At 35.2% G+C, this 16,933-nt stretch carries 17 protein-coding genes and 1 pseudogene; 9 read left to right on the top strand and 9 right to left on the bottom strand.

Annotated features, from left to right (window positions below):
- Positions 1 to 4 precede the first annotated feature (4 nt).
- The 4 genes from B6D18_RS05485 to B6D18_RS05470 all read right to left on the bottom strand — a co-directional run bounded on the left by B6D18_RS05485 (position 5) and on the right by B6D18_RS05470 (position 4,274).
- A complete protein-coding gene (locus B6D18_RS05485) occupies positions 5 to 907 on the bottom strand; it encodes a 1,4-dihydroxy-2-naphthoate polyprenyltransferase (protein ID WP_086363530.1) in 903 nt (300 codons plus the stop codon).
- Between the two features lie 72 nt (positions 908 to 979).
- The gene (locus B6D18_RS05480) at positions 980 to 2,167 is read right to left on the bottom strand and encodes an ABC transporter permease (RefSeq protein WP_086363529.1); all 1,188 of its coding nucleotides are present in this window, start codon (positions 2,165 to 2,167) and stop codon (positions 980 to 982) included.
- A 14-nt stretch (positions 2,168 to 2,181) separates the two neighbouring features.
- Positions 2,182 to 3,321: an ABC transporter permease gene (locus B6D18_RS05475; protein ID WP_086363528.1), complete on the bottom strand. Its 1,140-nt coding sequence runs from the start codon at positions 3,319 to 3,321 to the stop codon at positions 2,182 to 2,184.
- The gene (locus B6D18_RS05470; RefSeq protein WP_086363527.1) at positions 3,303 to 4,274 is read right to left on the bottom strand and encodes an HlyD family secretion protein; all 972 of its coding nucleotides are present in this window, start codon (positions 4,272 to 4,274) and stop codon (positions 3,303 to 3,305) included. The genes B6D18_RS05475 and B6D18_RS05470 overlap by 19 nt, the downstream gene beginning before the upstream one ends.
- A gap of 334 nt (positions 4,275 to 4,608) precedes the next feature.
- Between B6D18_RS05470 and B6D18_RS05465 the strand changes: the two genes are divergently transcribed.
- Together B6D18_RS05465 and B6D18_RS05460 are read left to right on the top strand one after the other, a co-directional pair.
- Positions 4,609 to 5,898: an NAD(P)/FAD-dependent oxidoreductase gene (locus B6D18_RS05465; RefSeq protein WP_086363526.1), complete on the top strand. Its 1,290-nt coding sequence runs from the start codon at positions 4,609 to 4,611 to the stop codon at positions 5,896 to 5,898.
- A 101-nt stretch (positions 5,899 to 5,999) separates the two neighbouring features.
- Complete coding sequence (locus B6D18_RS05460) at positions 6,000 to 6,599, top strand: YiiX family permuted papain-like enzyme (protein WP_086363525.1); 600 nt, start codon at positions 6,000 to 6,002, stop codon at positions 6,597 to 6,599.
- Here the strand turns inward: B6D18_RS05460 and rnhB are convergent.
- From rnhB to fabZ, 4 genes are read right to left on the bottom strand one after another with little or no spacing between them, the layout of a single operon-like run.
- Positions 6,596 to 7,186 (bottom strand): ribonuclease HII, encoded by a 591-nt coding sequence (gene rnhB / locus B6D18_RS05455; RefSeq protein ID WP_086363524.1) that lies wholly within the window; start codon positions 7,184 to 7,186, stop codon positions 6,596 to 6,598. The genes B6D18_RS05460 and rnhB overlap by 4 nt on opposite strands.
- Positions 7,180 to 8,334 (bottom strand): lipid-A-disaccharide synthase, encoded by a 1,155-nt coding sequence (gene lpxB, locus B6D18_RS05450; RefSeq protein ID WP_086363523.1) that lies wholly within the window; start codon positions 8,332 to 8,334, stop codon positions 7,180 to 7,182. The genes rnhB and lpxB overlap by 7 nt, the downstream gene beginning before the upstream one ends.
- Positions 8,334 to 9,113, bottom strand: coding sequence for an acyl-ACP--UDP-N-acetylglucosamine O-acyltransferase (gene lpxA, locus B6D18_RS05445; protein WP_086363522.1), 780 nt, complete (start codon positions 9,111 to 9,113; stop codon positions 8,334 to 8,336). Before lpxA ends, lpxB begins: the two co-directional genes overlap by 1 nt.
- 40 nt (positions 9,114 to 9,153) lie before the next feature.
- A complete protein-coding gene (gene fabZ, locus B6D18_RS05440; RefSeq protein ID WP_034903732.1) occupies positions 9,154 to 9,600 on the bottom strand; it encodes a 3-hydroxyacyl-ACP dehydratase FabZ in 447 nt (148 codons plus the stop codon).
- A 231-nt stretch (positions 9,601 to 9,831) separates the two neighbouring features.
- Here fabZ and fkpA point away from each other — a divergent pair, with 231 nt between their 5' ends.
- Genes fkpA through tusC form a run of 3 tightly spaced genes read left to right on the top strand, consistent with a single transcriptional unit; the run spans position 9,832 to position 11,479 of the window.
- A complete protein-coding gene (gene fkpA / locus B6D18_RS05435) occupies positions 9,832 to 10,722 on the top strand; it encodes an FKBP-type peptidyl-prolyl cis-trans isomerase (RefSeq protein ID WP_158092524.1) in 891 nt (296 codons plus the stop codon).
- 22 nt (positions 10,723 to 10,744) lie between these two features.
- Complete coding sequence (gene tusD, locus B6D18_RS05430; protein WP_086363520.1) at positions 10,745 to 11,110, top strand: sulfurtransferase complex subunit TusD; 366 nt, start codon at positions 10,745 to 10,747, stop codon at positions 11,108 to 11,110.
- A gap of 15 nt (positions 11,111 to 11,125) precedes the next feature.
- A complete protein-coding gene (gene tusC, locus B6D18_RS05425; RefSeq protein WP_086363519.1) occupies positions 11,126 to 11,479 on the top strand; it encodes a sulfurtransferase complex subunit TusC in 354 nt (117 codons plus the stop codon).
- A 172-nt stretch (positions 11,480 to 11,651) separates the two neighbouring features.
- Here tusC and nagE read toward each other — a convergent pair whose 3' ends face one another.
- Positions 11,652 to 13,157: an N-acetylglucosamine-specific PTS transporter subunit IIBC gene (gene nagE / locus B6D18_RS05420; protein ID WP_086363518.1), complete on the bottom strand. Its 1,506-nt coding sequence runs from the start codon at positions 13,155 to 13,157 to the stop codon at positions 11,652 to 11,654.
- Positions 13,158 to 13,403: 246 nt separating this feature from the next.
- On the opposite strand from nagE, the gene nagB reads away from it, so the two are divergent.
- The 4 genes and pseudogenes from nagB to B6D18_RS05400 all read left to right on the top strand — a co-directional run.
- Positions 13,404 to 14,210 (top strand): glucosamine-6-phosphate deaminase, encoded by an 807-nt coding sequence (gene nagB, locus B6D18_RS05415; protein ID WP_086363517.1) that lies wholly within the window; start codon positions 13,404 to 13,406, stop codon positions 14,208 to 14,210.
- Between the two features lie 11 nt (positions 14,211 to 14,221).
- Positions 14,222 to 15,364: an N-acetylglucosamine-6-phosphate deacetylase gene (gene nagA / locus B6D18_RS05410; RefSeq protein ID WP_086363516.1), complete on the top strand. Its 1,143-nt coding sequence runs from the start codon at positions 14,222 to 14,224 to the stop codon at positions 15,362 to 15,364.
- A gap of 36 nt (positions 15,365 to 15,400) precedes the next feature.
- Positions 15,401 to 16,624 carry an ROK family protein gene (locus B6D18_RS05405; RefSeq protein WP_086363515.1) on the top strand — a complete coding sequence of 408 codons (1,224 nt, stop codon included), beginning with the start codon at positions 15,401 to 15,403 and terminating at the stop codon, positions 16,622 to 16,624.
- Positions 16,625 to 16,709: 85 nt separating this feature from the next.
- Positions 16,710 to 16,933 (top strand): annotated as a pseudogene (locus tag B6D18_RS05400) (helix-turn-helix domain-containing protein); the annotation flags it as partial.

Genomic DNA, 16,933 nt, shown 5'->3' with positions numbered 1-16,933 from the left:
TGAGCTAGCTCAAAATAATACCCAAACAATAAAGTAAATTAGTCAATAAAGCAAGTTTGACCATTTGTACTAATAGTGGCACAGCGTCTTTATTCGTATTAAATTTAAACACCATGTACATATGTTTGAGATACAACGGCAGTGTTAATAGAAAGATACCACTGCAGTAAGTGTGTAACTGTTGATAAGCAAATAAACCCAAAAAACATAATGATACAATTAACAAGACTAGCTGATAACAACAACCATAGGTTTTGCCAATCAGCACAATCAAAGTCCGTTTATGATGTTGTTTATCACTTTCATAATCACGCAAATTATTAATATTCAGCACTCCCACTGCCAACAAACCACTGGCTATTGCAGGAAAAACTATTGATGCCGATAAAGTTTTAGTCTGTAAATAATAACTGCCCATTACGCCAACTAAGCCGAAGAAGATTAACACCGATAGATCACCTAAGCCAATATAGCCATAAGGTTTTTTACCGATGGTATAAGTAATTGCCGCAATAATTGAAGATAAACCTAATAAGATAAAAATAAATAATTGATAACCGTTATTACAGGCTAACCAAAGTAGAGTCAAGCCTGAGCAAACACACAATATAATGGTGATGCAGATAGCTATTTTTAACTGATTAAGGGTGATTAGACCTAGCTGTAAACCACGTTGATGGCCGATTAAATTGTGCTTATCGCCACCCTTAACCGCATCACCATAATCGTTGGCTAAATTTGATAAAATTTGTAACAACGCTGCAGTAATCATTGCTAACAACATAATTATGAGATCAAAAGAATGTTGCCAATAAGCAAGCGCATTGCCCAACAAAATAGCTGAAAACGATAAAGCTAATGTTTTCGGACGTAAACTAATAATCCATGGATAACATTTATTGGCCATATAACTGTTTTTTTTGCTAAAAAATCAATCATTCATGATATCAGTAATTGATAGTATATTCATCCATTAGCACTAATTAATTGACGGTTTATTATCAATTTTTTGATTATTAGAATGCATAAATTTCTTTATTTTTCTGATATACCCTCTGATTTTACCCTCTCGTAATGCAGCAATAAAAAAGCCTAACGAACCATAAATTGCACCAAGAAATAGAATCATAAAGATATTAAATAAATTATCTGACAAATCTAGTCCCATCTGATTTACGCCAGCAATCATATTGGTTGCCCAAGTTGATGGTAACATCCGTGATACCGTTTGTACCCATAATGGCATGGCATCAAGTGGCCATATGGTTCCGGATAGATAAAAAACCGGTGTTGTCAAAAAAGCTAAAGTTAAGTAAATCATCTCGGTTCGATGTAAACATTCAGTCAGTAATTTACTTAAGCCTAATACGCCTAATAATAGCGGAAATGTCATCACCAAAATAGCTGGAATGCTAGCTAATTGCCGATAACCAAGCACCCATGGCCATAATCCAAATAGGACTAAAGACAAAAATAGCCATATCGGAATAAGACCACACAAGCTACCAAATATGACAATTTTTGGTGGTTTTCCTTGTGGCAGTGAATGCAAAGTTAGATTAGTTCGTGTTGTTGCTATTAAAAAGGTATGTTGCAATAACATAACTAACAAGCCTGGAAACGTTATCGCTGCAAAACTGATACCAGCATTATAAAGCGGCATAGTTTGCCCTTTAATTGGTGATAAGATGATATTAATTTGTGGATCAGAAAAACCACTATTCCGCATCACACGGGTATTATATTCGGTCAATATTTGTTGATATATTCCTCTAATATCCACCTGTATCAGACCATTTGCTAAACGGCTGGAGGCATCACCATAAGCAGGGATTGTTACATCTTCACCATTCAATAGTCGCTTTTCAAAATCCCGCGGAATGGTGAACACCGCAAATAACTTACGATTGTTAATATCATCATAGGCTTGCAATGAATTTTCATAAGTAAGCACATCAATTTTGGAACTGGTATTTAAAGAACGAATCAGACTTCGACTGGTGGTAGTATGATCTTGATCAACAATCGCAACCGGCAAATTGGTGATGGTACCATTCACATAGACTAAACTCATTAACGAGACAGATACTAATAGCAACAGCCACATTGGTCGCATTAGCATATAAAAAAACATTTTTACTGCTGAAGATAGAAATAGCTTAAGCATGCCAATATAGCCTCTTACTGTGAATGTAAACGTTTGACTAAACGTTTTCTTACCAATACTGTAATAATTATTGGATAGATCATTAAAATAGCGCAGGTTTTCAATACCGATATATAGCTAGAATGCCGTAAAAATAGATCGAATAATTTATTAAGCGCATAGGTTAAAGGTTCAAGGGACGAAATAAATCTCGCTATCCATGGCATTGACAATTCTGGCACAACCACCCCCGAATAAGTTAATGCCAATCCAACTAACACCCCAATATAGGTATAAGCATCTAATACATTTTTGGTAAACGAATAAAGTAAAATACCGATACTTTGTGCTGCAATTACATAAAAAAACACCACTAGCATCATGGCGAATGGAGAACCTGATACCCTAGCATCAGAAAATAACACTAACATTGCTATTTCAAACATTAACAACATAGTATACCAAATGGTATAAGGTGCTAATTTACCCAAAACAAACGGATAATTAGGCCGAGTTCGCTTAGGCAAGCGAGATAAAATATAAATAGTTGTTGTTACAACAAATAATTGTAATAAATGTACAACTGCAGAAAACTGCTGAAAGTACATTGAGTTACCACTGGCATTAAATAGCCCATCATAATTGAAATTAACTTGTGCAAGTTTCGGTACCGGCAAACCAATACTTGTTGCCATTGTGGTACGATATTGAGTGTTTAATGAGGCTATTAAACCTGAATAATCCATTATAGAATAGAGGCCAGCACTATAGTATAAAGCATTATAATAGAGCATCGGCGTTGGTTGACGCCCTGCTAACACATCAGCTTCAAAATTAGGCGGAATATACAAAATAGCGTAGATTTTTGCTTTTTCTAAATCGCGTTCTGCGCTCTTAAGCTGATTATCATAATTGAATAAATTTGCATGCGCACCAGCATTAAGATCGCGAACAATTTCACGAGATAAAGTACTTTTATCTTGATCGACATAGCCTACTGGCAGATCAAATAACACACCTCGGTAAAAGATACTACTGATGATCACAAAGATAATCAGCGGTAAAATCCACATTAACCAGTGGAAAGTAAAGCGCTTAAATATATCTGGGATTTCATCGTTAAATGCGTCTTTAAAGCGATGCCAGAAGTCTAAAATTAGTCGTCGATTTTCCATAATGTACTCATACCTGCACGTAAGCCTTCTACAGGTTTAGTTGGATAAAGTCTAATTTCAAACGTTTTTAAATCAAAATCACCCGTCGCTCGCGTTGCCCGTTTAGTCGCATAATCTCCCATTGGCGCAATAAAACGAATTTCAGCTTCAATTTCTTTATTACCAAGCGCAGGAACTTCCAGCTTAACACGATCACCTTTGTGAATATTAGGCATAATATTCTCACGCAGATTAAACACAAAATAAGCTTGCGGTAAGCGAATAACCGTTAATAGTGGACTATTAGGATTAAATAGCTCACCTACTTCAGCAGGAATTGAACCTACTTCACCATCTACTGGCGCTTTAACTTGCAAATCATCGTATTGGATCTGTAGTTGCTTAAGCTGCTCTTCAGCCTCTTTTAATTTCGCATTATAGATTTCTCGTTGTTCAATACGATCACCATTTTTGGCTTGATCTAAATTAGCTTGGGCAGACAACACTTGTTGATAAGCCGCATCGCGAGTTTTTAACGCACTATCTAATATTGATTGAGAGACAAAGCCTTTGGCCGAAATCGCTTTGTTACGATTGTATTCTCTTGATGCGTTATCGTAAGCAACTTTAGCTTGTTCAAGTAATGCTTCATAATAACGAATACTCTCTTCACGAGTACCATTTTGAGAAAGTTGCACTTGTGCTTGTGCTTGCTCTCTGGCTGCTTCAGCGGCTTTAACTTGCGCTAACAATTCAGGGCTATCGAGTGTAATTAAGATGTCATTTTGCTTAACATCATCACCTCGATTGACATGAATAGTCTGCACTCGCCCCTTTGCTTTTGAGGAAATGCTAACATTAGGTGCATCCACTTCACCTTGCAAAATTAGCTGGCTACTATGAGCACGAATTAAAATCGTCATTGAAATTAAAATAACAATCAATGCAATTACAATAAAAATTTTTTTATTCATAAATTTTTTGATTAACAAGTTCTAGATAAGGCCTAAACAACTAGGATAATTGTATGTAATAAAGAATTAGCATACTTCAATTACAAATATTATATCATGGGATATCGTGCTGAATTTAAACAATCAAAGCTATATTTTATGCTCAAATAACAATTAGAAGGAATTATTTACAACTATATTACAGATTATTCTATTTTACCCTTAAATAAATTTCAATAATTGTAAACCATCATTTTAATAGATTTTATTTATAAATGTTATCAGTCAAAAGAAATAGATAAAAACCTACTTATTTAGTATGATATTTTTTAATTGAAATAATAAGGCTTAAAATATGCAAAAAATAATTATTATTGGCGGTGGTGCTGGCGGTTTAGAGCTTGCTACCGACCTAGGCGATAAATTAGGCAAAACTGATAAAGCTCAAATTACCTTAATTGATAAAAACAGTTATCATTTATGGAAACCACTATTACATGAAGTAGCAACTGGTGTACTTGATGAGCAAGTTGATAATATTTATTATGCATCGCAAGGACAACAGCATAATTTCGAATTTACTCAAGGTACCTTCACCAACCTTGATCGCAACCAAAAGCAAATTAGCATTATCAATCATAACGATGAAACTGTTCTTGTTGATTATGATATTTTAGTTATTGCTATTGGTAGCACCTCTAATGACTTTGGTACCCCTGGTGTGAAAGAACATTGTATCTTCTTAGATGACCAAAATGCTGCTATTCGCTTACGTGAAACCTTAATTAATAAATTTACTGGTTTTTGTTCGATCATTGATGACGATCAATTTACAAAAGAAGATAAAATCCATATCGCTATCGTCGGCGGTGGTGCTACAGGTGTTGAATTAGCTTCAGAGCTACCTCATATGGTGGAGACGTTTGGTGCCTGTGGTCGGAATAAAATGTGTTCCGACCTGTTAAATGTTTCAGTCATTGAAGCAACCGATCGTATTTTACCGGCTTTACCAGAAAAAACCGCAGCAAGCATTACTAAAACACTTAAAAAACAAGGGATTCATGTATTAACCAATACTATGATTACTAAAGCGGAAAGCGATGGATTTTATCCGAAAGAAGGTGAAACAATTAAAGCCGATATGATGATTTGGACTGCTGGCGTTAAAGCGCCTGATTATTTAAAAGAGATCGCAGGTCTAGAATCAAGTCGATCAAATCAATTAGTGGTAAAATCAACATTGCAAACATCTCGTGATGAAAGTATTTTTGTTATTGGTGATTGCGCTTACGCAATGCAAGACAATGGTCATGCCTCACCACCTACCGCTCAAGCAGCTCATCAAATGGCAAAAATTTGCTATGAAAATATCGTTAGATTATTAAATAACCAATCATTAAAAACATTTAAATACACAGATAAAGGTACTGTGATTTCATTACATGATACCGCTGAAGGTGTAGTCAAATTAATTGGTAATAGTGAAATGGGGGTGAAAGGATTTTTCGCTTTAATGATCCATAAATTACTCTATCGCATGCATCAAGCAAGCTTACTTGGTATTTTTAAAACTATTCGTTTTGCAAGTGCCAGTAAATTTATGTATAAAACCAAATCAACGTCCATTTTTAGCAATCGCAATTAAGTACTCAATCACATCATTAACAGCTAATTAAAAAATTTTTAATTAGCTGTTTTTATATTATACTATTATCTTAATTGATTAAATTTTATAAATATTAGTTTATGCGTTATTTTTTCATTATTGGATTACTTTTCACTAGCTACACGGCTATCGCAGATTATCTACCTCAAGATGGAGATATCATTTTCCAATCTTCTCAATCAAACCAAAGTAAAGCCGTTGAGCAAGCAACCAAGTCACCTTATAGTCATATGGGTATCATTTTTACTAAAAATGGTAAACCTTATGTCTTTGAAGCGGCGAGTAAAGTAGTTTATACGCCATTAGATAAATGGATAAATCGCGGAAAAAATAAAAAATATGTAATTAAACGGTTAAAAGATCGCACTTTGTCAGCTAAAGAAATTACCAATTTAAAGCAAGTCGCCCACACATTTGAAAACAAGCCTTACGATATTTGGTTTGGATGGGATGATAACTATATTTATTGTTCGGAATTAGTTTGGAAAATTTATAATCGAGCACTTAAATTAAAAATTGGCCAATTACAAACGATTAAAGATTTTAATCTGTCATCACCAGTGGTTAAACAAAAACTAAAAGAACGTTATGGTAATAACATTCCATATAAAGAAACGGTGATCTCACCAGTTGCGATGTTTAATTCACCACTGCTTATCACAGTTGATAAGCGGGATTAAATTGACAATAATCTTTTTATTGGTGCAAAGCTTTTACGATACAGATGATTCACGCCATGTAGTTCAATGGCGTTTAAATGATCTTTAGTTGGGTAACCTTTATGTTTGGCTAGACCATATTGAGGGTATAACTTATCAAGCTCAACCATTTCACGATCACGCGTCACTTTGGCTAAAATCGATGCAGCACTAATTTCAGCCACTAACAGATCACCTTTAACCACAGCTTGAGTTTGAATACCAAAATTAGGACAACGATTACCATCAACTAACACATAATTTGGTTTAATGTTTAAGCCAGATACTGCTCGCTGCATCGCCAACATGGTAGCATGTAGAATATTGAGTTCATCAATCTCATCAACCGATGCCCTAGCTACACACCATGCTAATGCATTTTGTTTAATAACATCGAAGAGCGCTTCACGTTTTTTTTCTGACAATTTTTTCGAATCAGTTAATCCAACAATGGGGTTATTTGGATCTAAAATAACAGCAGCAGTAACAACATCGCCACAAAGTGGACCACGACCGACTTCATCAACACCAGCAATTAACGTTGCATCTGGATAAGTAAACTTTAACAACTATAGGAATCCTTTAATACATCTAACACCGCTTGCGCAGCTTGTTCATCAGCATTACAACGAATTTGTTTATGCAAAGCCAAAAATGTTGCTTTTAATTCGCTATTGTCACTTTTTAACAAGGGAATAATATGGTTAGCAATATTTTCTGGTGTACAATCATGCTGTAGTAATTCAGGAACAATTTCCTTACCAGCAAGAATATTCGGTAATGAAACATAAGGTGTTTTAATTAGTTTTTTGGCCAACCAAAAGGTGAAAGCTTTCATTTTATAGCCAACAACCATTGGACATTTAGCCAACATACACTCAAGTGCCACTGTTCCCGAAGCTAAAATTGCAGCATTACTGGCAATCATCGCTTCTCGAGCATGACCATCTAATAATTGCAGCTTAAGCTCTGGTGCAATCTCTGCTTTTATTTGTTCAAATTCTGCTCTTCTTTTGCCATTCACTAACGGAACTACAATATGCAAATCTGGAAATTTATCTCGTAACAATTGCGCTGCTTTTAAAAAAGGCTCTGATAATAACGTTACTTCAGCATGACGACTACCAGGCAATAAGGCTAAGCATTGACAATCAACAGGAATATTTAACTGTTGACGCATAGCAGTTTGATCGGGTTCGAGAGGAATATCATCGGCCATTTTATGACCAATAAATCGACAAGGTACATCAAATTTATCATAAAAGGCTTTTTCGAAAGGTAGAAAAGCTAAAATCAAATTAGTATTACGTTTAATCTTAAATACTCGCTTTTGCTTCCAAGCCCAAACAGAAGGACTGACATAATGAATCGTTTTAATACCCGTTTGTTTTAGCTTACCTTCTAAAGAGAGATTAAAATCCGGCGCATCAATACCAATAAATACATCGGGTTTGAGATCAATCAAACGTTTAGTAATATCACGACGAATAGCTAAAATACGCCGTAACCGACCTAATACTTCGACAATCCCCATTACAGATAGCTCTTCCATTTCATACCAAGCTTGGCAACCTTCAGCTTGCATTTGTGGACCAGCAATACCAACAAATTTAATATTAGGATGATGTTTTTTAAGGGCACGAATTAAACCGGCACCAAGAATATCGCCAGATGTTTCACCGGCGACCAGAGCAATAATTAACGGCTTATCTGTCATTAACGGATAATGCCACGGGTGGAACGAGCAAAAAAGTCAATAAACAGCTGCACTTCTGGGTGCTGTTTAGCTAGCGTTGCAATTTCAACTTTGGCGTCGTCAAGCGTTAACCCATTTCGATATAGAATTTTGTACGTGTTACGAATGGCTTGTAATGCTTCTTTGCTAAAGCCTCGACGTTTCAAGCCTTCATAATTGACGCCATGTGGTGTTGCATGATTTCCTTGTGCGATAACATAAGGAGGCACATCTTGGGCAACGCCAGAACAACCACCAACCATAACATGAGAGCCGATTACGCAAAATTGGTGTACTGCAGTCATACCACCAATAATCACATGATCATCTAACTGAACATGACCACCAAGCGTGGCATTATTAGCTAAAATACAACGATCACCGATGATACAATCATGCGCAACATGGGCATTAATCATCAATAAATTATCACTACCAATGCGGGTTAACTCACCACCTTGAACGGTACCACGATGAATCGTCACGCTTTCACGAATCATATTGCGATCACCAATTTCTGTGCGAGTTGGTTCGCCACGATATTTCAGATCTTGGTTAACTTCACCAATTGAAGCAAATTGATAGATTTGATTATTTTGACCAATTTTGGTGTGTCCGTTAACCACTACATGTGATTTTAAAAAGGTACCATCACCTATTTCTACATTTTCACCAATATAACAAAAAGGCCCGATTTTGACATTATCACCAATCTTTGCCCCCTTTTCTATTACTGAACTTGGGTGTATTTCCGTTGCCATAGCAATTCCTTAATACTTTTGGGATATTTCAAAATCAAAATTATTTACGAGCACACATCATCTCAGCTTCGCAAACTAATTTGCCATCAACTGTTGCAACACCATGGAATAATGCTATACCACGACGTTCTTTAATATATTCAACATCAAGCATAATTTGATCACCTGGTACCACAGGTCGTTTAAAGCGAGCTTTATCGATTGAAGCAAAATAATAAAGTTGACCTGGTGACAATTCTTCAATACTTTTAAATGCTAAAATTCCCGTTGCTTGCGCCATCGCTTCTAAAATCAATACGCCAGGGAAAATAGGTTTATTCGGGAAGTGACCTTGGAAGAATGGTTCATTTACAGTTACATTTTTAATGGCTTTTAATGTTTTACCTTTCTCATAACTTAGTACGCGATCAACCATCAAAAATGGATAACGGTGTGGTAGTAAACTGATAATTTCTTCAATATCAAGGGTATTAAGTTCGGTAGTCAAAATAGCTATCCTTATACATTATTTTCTATAAATTTTGGTTATTATAACTGAGGATACCACTTTCACTCAAGGAGTGATTTTAACCTCAGATTTTAAAAATTTTCAGGATTTAAAAATCAAATAAATGCAATAAATTATCTAAATGATATGTAAATACTATTTTATACTATACTAGATGATATATAATACGTTCAATATTTAGCTAAAAAGATGTTTAACTTGGAGAGTAGAATGAAATCATTTATTAAAATGACATTAGTAAGTAGTGCTATCGTATTAGCATTAGCTGGTTGTGATGACAAAAAGACCACTGAAGAAAACAAAGCACCAGCAACAACTACTGCAACGGCAAATAGTGCTGAAAATACTAATGCAACAGAAAGTAAAACTGAAGCAACTACTGCGCAAAACTCAGCAGATAAAGTGACTATTTCAACTGAGGCGCAAAAAGAAGCCTATGCATTAGGTTCTTCATTTGCTAGCTATATGAAATCAAATTTAAAACAAAATGAAATAACTGCCGATCAAGAATATCTAATTAGTGGTTTTAATGAAACTATGCGTGATGCTTCACAACTTAACAAAGATGAAGTTAAAAATATATTAGACGCATTTGGTAAACGAATTCAAGAAGAAAGTAAAGCTCGTTTTGAAAAACAAAAAACTGACAATACTGCTGCTGGTGAAAAATATCGCGATGATTTTGCTAAGCAAGAAGGTGTAATTACAACCAAATCTGGTTTAATGTATAAAATTCTTAATAAAGGAACCGGTCGTCACCCAACAGCAGAAGATACCGTTATCGTCCATTATGTTGGTACATTAACAGATGGTCGTACATTTGATAGCTCTTATGATCGTAACGAACCAGCAACTTTCCCACTCAGTGGCGTAATTAAAGGTTGGACAGAAGGGATCCAATTAGTTGGTGTTGGTGGTAAAATTAAATTAGTTGTACCACCTGAATTAGCATATGGTGACCAAAGTTTCCCAAGTCAAGGCGATAAAGCAAGTATTACTCCAGCATCAACTTTAGTTTTCGAAGTTGAACTACTTGGCATTGATAATGATAAGGAAGATATTCCAGCATCAGCTCCTACTGAAGCAGATCAAGCTAAATAACAACCAGCAACAAACTAATTTGATGAAACCATTAAGTTATACACTTGTTATTATGGGTCCCGCTTATGGGACCCAATCTGCTTATAGTGCCTATCAATTCGCTCAAACACTACTTGCAAGTAGCAATCATTCAATAGCTAACATATTTTTCTATGCTGACGGTGTTTATAATGCTAACTGTTATAGTGATCCAGCCAATGATGAATTTGATTTAGTTAAGGCTTGGCAAAGCTTAGCAAAACAATATTCGTTAAAACTGACTGTATGCGTAGCTGCCGCGCAAAGACGTGGTATCGGTATAAATAATCTTGCCGAACATTTTGAACTAACCGGTCTTGGCGAGTTGAGTGAAGCAGTAGCAAGTTCAGATCGAGTTCTACAATTTTAGATATAGGCAGATAACATGAAAAAAGTAGCAATCATTATTAGCTCAACACCGCATGGCAGTGCCAAAGGTCGAGAAGCATTAGATACCGCTTTAGCCCTTTCAACATTTAATCATGTATCAGTCTTTTTTATCGACGATGGTGTATTTCATCTATTAGCCAATCAACATCCAGAATTGATATTGATGCGAGATTATATTGCCACTTTTAATATGTTGGAACTTTATGACATTGAAGATGTTTATGTCAGTAAAGCTTCGCTGGATAAACGAAACTTAAACCAAACGCCTCTCAATATTGTAAACCAAGTAATTGATGAAAATCAGTTAACTCAACAATTAGCCAATCAAGATGTGGTTTTACGTTTCTAAGCCCACTAAAAAACCCCTCTCCTCAAAATTTTTATATAATCTTATCGATATTTTAGTTACCCAAAAAATAGATCAATCGTTTTTAAAACAATATAAAAATCCCCATGACTTTTATCATTACTGATTAAGTCACGGGGATAATTTTACTAAAAATTGCTAGATAAAATTTCGATTAAACGAGTTTTTTCAGTTGATCAGCAATCTTTTCAGCTTGTTGACCAACTACGATTTGTACACCTGTTTTACCTAATTTTATAACTGCCATTGCACCCAGTGCTTTAGCCGCTTGTTCATCAATTAGATCAGTATCATGAACATTCAAACGTAAACGAGTAATACATGAATCAATATTAGTTAAGTTTTCTTTACCACCAATAACCACTAAATATTGTTCAGCTAGTTTAGATAAATCACCACCTGCTGCATTTTCTTGTGTTAATGTTGCTTCAGTACCTACGGTTGCATTGTCAATATCATCATCTTCACGACCCGGCGTTTTAAGATTGAATTTCACAATTACAAAGCGGAATACGATATAGTAAACAAAGAAGAATACGATACCTTGTAGAATTAACATATACCAATGTACAGCTAATGGGTTTTGTGATTGTAACATCATATCAATGAAACCAGCACTGAATGCAAATCCTGATATCCACTGCATTGTTGCAGCAATAAATAGTGAGATGCCTGTTAAAACCGCATGGATTACATATAACACAGGTGCAACAAACATAAAGGCAAACTCTAGTGGTTCAGTTATACCAGTAAAGAAGGCCGCAAAAGCTGCTGCTAACATAATTGATGCAGTTTTATCTTTATTGCCCTTTTTAGCGGTATGATACATAGCCAGTGCAGCACCAGGTAAACCAAACATCATAATTGGGAAGAATCCGGCTTGATAACGACCAGTAACACCAATAATCGCTGTACCAGCTTTAATAGTTTTTTCTCCACCTAAAAAGTTAGGAATGTCATTAACATTAGCAACATCAAACCAAAATACTGAGTTTAACGCATGATGCAAACCAACAGGAATTAATAAACGGTTAAAGAAACCATAAATACCTGCACCAGCTGATCCCAAATCTTTGATTTGTTCACCAAATAAAGTTAAAACGCTAAATACCATTGGCCAGATAAAATACAAAATAACTGAAACAAAGAGCATTACAACAGATACAATAATTGGAACTAAACGTTTACCACTAAAAAAAGCTAACGTTTTATGTAATTCGATCGCATTAAATCGATTGTAAATTTCAGCAGAAATAATGCCTACTAAAATACCAATAAATTGATTATTAATTTTTGCATATGCAAGTGGCACTAGTTTTTCCCAATCAGGTTGTTTGGTACTAATCCCGTTGAAAAGGGCATACGAATTAGTTGATAAGAGTGTCGTAATGATTAAAAAGCCGACTAATCCAGATAACGCTGCAGCACCATCTTTGTCCTTAGACATACCATAAGCCACACCAATTGCAAACAATATCGCCATATTATCGATAATAGCAAGACCAGATTGCGTTAAAAATGTTGCAATAATGTTACCGGAGCCCCATGGCATACCGTTAATCCAATTTCCTATTCCTATAAGTATTGCAGCAGCGGGTAATACTGCCACCGGCACCATCAGCGCGCGTCCAATTCGTTGTAAATAAGCTAAAATTCCCATAGTTTTGCCTCGTATTATCATTCGGGAGTTACTTAAAAATAATAAAATCTCACATCATTAAGTAAAAGAAGTAAGTCAAATATATTTGACATTATATTATTTTACTTCGCAAATTAAATGTTTGTCTTTTGTGATTTATATCACGCTTTTTTTTTGCTTAATTAGTTAAATATAGTAAAATAACTACAACATTTTTTACTTTAAAAAAAAAGATTTATTCAATTATATCAGAAGAGATTATATTTTATGAGACTTATTCCTTTAAAAAATGCGCAAGAAGTTGGCGCCTGGGTTGCTCAGCGCATCGTAAACAAAATTAATCAATTTAATCCAACTGCAGATCGTCCTTTTTTACTAGGTTTACCAACGGGAAGCTCACCATTAGTAATGTATCAACAACTAATTAAACAGTACCAAGCGGGTAAAGTAAGTTTTAAACATGTGGTGACGTTTAATATGGACGAGTATGTCGGTATTCCTGAAGATCATCCACAAAGTTATCACACTTTTATGTATGAAAATTTCTTCAACCATATTGATATTGATAAAAACAACATCCATATACTAAATGGTAATGCTCCTGATATAGAAAAAGAATGCCAAGATTATGAAGAAAAAATCAAATCCTATGGCAAAATCAATATTTTCCTTGGTGGCGTGGGTCAAGATGGACATATTGCATTTAATGAACCTGGCTCTTCACTTTGTTCACGAACTCGTATCAAAACCTTAACTGAAGATACCATTATTGCTAATTCACGCTTTTTTGATAATGATATCAAACAAGTACCAAAACATGCATTAACTATTGGTGTTGCAACATTAATGGATGCCGAAGAGGTAATTTTATTAGTTTGTGGACACAACAAAAGTTTAGCATTGCAAGCAGCAGTAGAAGGAAGCGTTAACCATTTATGGACTGTTTCCGCATTACAAATGCATCCAAAATCAATTATTGTTTGTGATGAAACAAGCACTGACGATCTAAAAGTAAAAACATTAAAATATTTTAAACAAATGGAAGCAGATAATCTTCAAGTAACCATTTTATAAAGGATAACTCAATGTACGCATTAACCAATTGTCGTATTTACACCGGTTATGAAATTCTTGATAATCACGCAGTTATTATTGACGGTGATAAAATTGCAAAAATTTGTAAACAAGAACTATTACCAGCTGACATCACTATTAAAGATCTACAAGGTGCGAATGTTGCACCAGGCTTGATTGATATTCAAGTCAATGGCTGTGGTGGTGTGCAATTTAATGAAACACTTGATGCACTAAGTATTGAAACCTTAGAAGCTATGCAGGCAACTAACCTTAAGTATGGTTGTACTAGCTATTTACCAACCTTAATCACCTCAACTGATGAGTTTATGATCAAAGCAGTGAATGTGATGCGTGAATATTTAGCTAAGCACCCTAACCAAGCATTAGGTTTACATCTTGAAGGGCCTTATATTAATCCCGAGAAGAAAGGTATTCATAATATAAATTACATTCGTCAGCCTTCACAAGAGATGATTGACTTTCTTTGTGCAAACGCCGATGTAATTAAAATTATCACCCTAGCCCCAGAAAGAGTTGATGCTAAACATATTAAACAATTATGCGACGCCGGAATTCACGTTTCAGTTGGGCATTCTAACGGCCACTATGAAGATTGCCGTCGTGGTTTCAATGCGGGTATCCGCCTAGGTACGCATCTATTTAATGCTATGCCTTATATTACTGGCCGCGAACCGGGTGTTGTTGGCGCAATTTATGATGAACCAGAAGTATATGTTGGTATTATTGCAGATGGTCAACATGTAAGTTGGGCGAATATTCGTAATAGCCACAAAATTAAACAAGATCATTTAATTTTAATTACCGATGCGATGTTATTAGCTGGTTCTAATTTAACTTCAGGGGTATTTGCTGATAAAACTATCTATTACAAAGATGGCCGTTGTGTTGATGAAAATGGCACATTAGGTGGATCAGCATTAACCATGATTGAAGCAGTAAAAAATGCAGTAGAGTATGTTGGTATTGCTTTAGATGAAGCATTAAGAATGGCAACACTTTATCCAGCTAAAGCGATTGGTGTTGATAAACAACTTGGTACAATTAGTGAAAGTAAAATTGCCAATTTAGTTATTTTTGATCGTGATTTTTCAAATGTGAAAACTGTTGTTAATGGAGAGATGAGCCGTTAGAATGTGGAATAGTTAATGAAAATATTGAGATAAAATATGACCTTTAATTATCTACACCTAGTCGGTAATGCTGAACTAATCAAGCAATTAAATTATGCAATGATTTATCGCTTGATTGTTCAGCAAGCTCCCATATCACGTATTCAACTCGCCGAAATTAGTCAATTAGCACCAGCTAGTATCACCAAAATAACCCGCCAACTTCTTAAAAAAAATATGATAAAAGAAGTTGATGCCCAACAATCAACAGGGGGACGACCTGCGGTTTCAATACAAGCAAAATTTGGTTACTACCAGACAATTGCCATTCAGTTAAGCCGTTCGCATGTTACGATTGAACTTTATGATCTAGGAGCCAATAGCCTAGCACTTGAAGTTTATCCACTTACCACTTTTACTGAACAGTTAGCACAAGAATATTTAATTGCACTCATTAAACAGTTCATTGAAAAAAATAATAAAAAAATTAAACACCTTGTAGCCATTTCAGTAGTTCTTCCTGGTTTAATAGACTCGGTGCGAGGGATCATTCGTTATACGCCACATATTCAAGTTAAGGCATGGCCTTTAGCAGATGCATTACGTGATCAGTTTAATGTTTCGATTTTTATTGGTAATGATATTCAAAGTTTAGCATTAGCTGAGAGTTATTTTGGTTCAACTCAAGATGTCGATGATTCAATTTTAATTCGTGTGCATCGCGGTGTTGGTTCAGGGGTTATCATTAATCAACAATTACTCACTAACCATAACCAAACCGCTTGTGAAGTTGGACATATCCAAATTGATGCATTAGGTGAACGTTGCCATTGTGGAAATTTTGGCTGTTTAGAAAATCGAGTAGTTCACAAGGCCATTGAGGCACGAGCTAAACAGATGATAGAACAAGGTTATCCGACTAAATTAAGTTTAGATAACATAAATATCAGCAATATTTGCAAATATGCCAATCAAGGTGATGAGTTAGCGATTAAGTTAGTTAAGGATGCTGGTGAAAATCTAGGTAGAGCTGTCGCGATAATGGTGAATATTTTTAATCCACAACGGATTGTATTAGCTGGCGAATTAACTAAATCACCCGATGTATTATTAAATGCAGTAACTAGTGCGTTAAATGCCCAAAGTTTAGAAGAGTTAAGAAACAACCTAACTATCAATTGTTCAACACTTAATGACCGTTCAGCAATTGGTGCATTTGCCCTAGTACAACAAGCGTTATTTAACGGTTCACTGTTAATGACTTTATTAGAAACAATCTAATGACACAAGTATTGCTTCATAATAAAAAAGCCCATAAATGAAGTGCCCCCCAATAGTTGGACAACCAATTACTGGGGGTCTTTTTATGTCAAAATATAGTCGAGATTTAAAAATTATCATAGCTAATGAATTCTTATCAGGAGAATCATCGGAAATTCTTTCAAAAAAATATGCGATATCTGCTCGTCAGATTCGATATTGGTCCCAAGTGGTTGCGATTCATGGGGGTAACGCCTTTCAACCAACACCTCATTTACGTCATGCCGAAGCAAGATTACAAGCACTAAAATTAATGTGGACAAATAATTG

Origin of the sequence: Gilliamella sp. A7 (assembly GCF_002142015.1) — a bacterium.
In the GTDB taxonomy this organism is placed as follows: Bacteria; Pseudomonadota; Gammaproteobacteria; order Enterobacterales; family Orbaceae; genus Gilliamella; species Gilliamella apis_A.
This window is presented reverse-complemented; position numbering and strand designations above follow the sequence as displayed.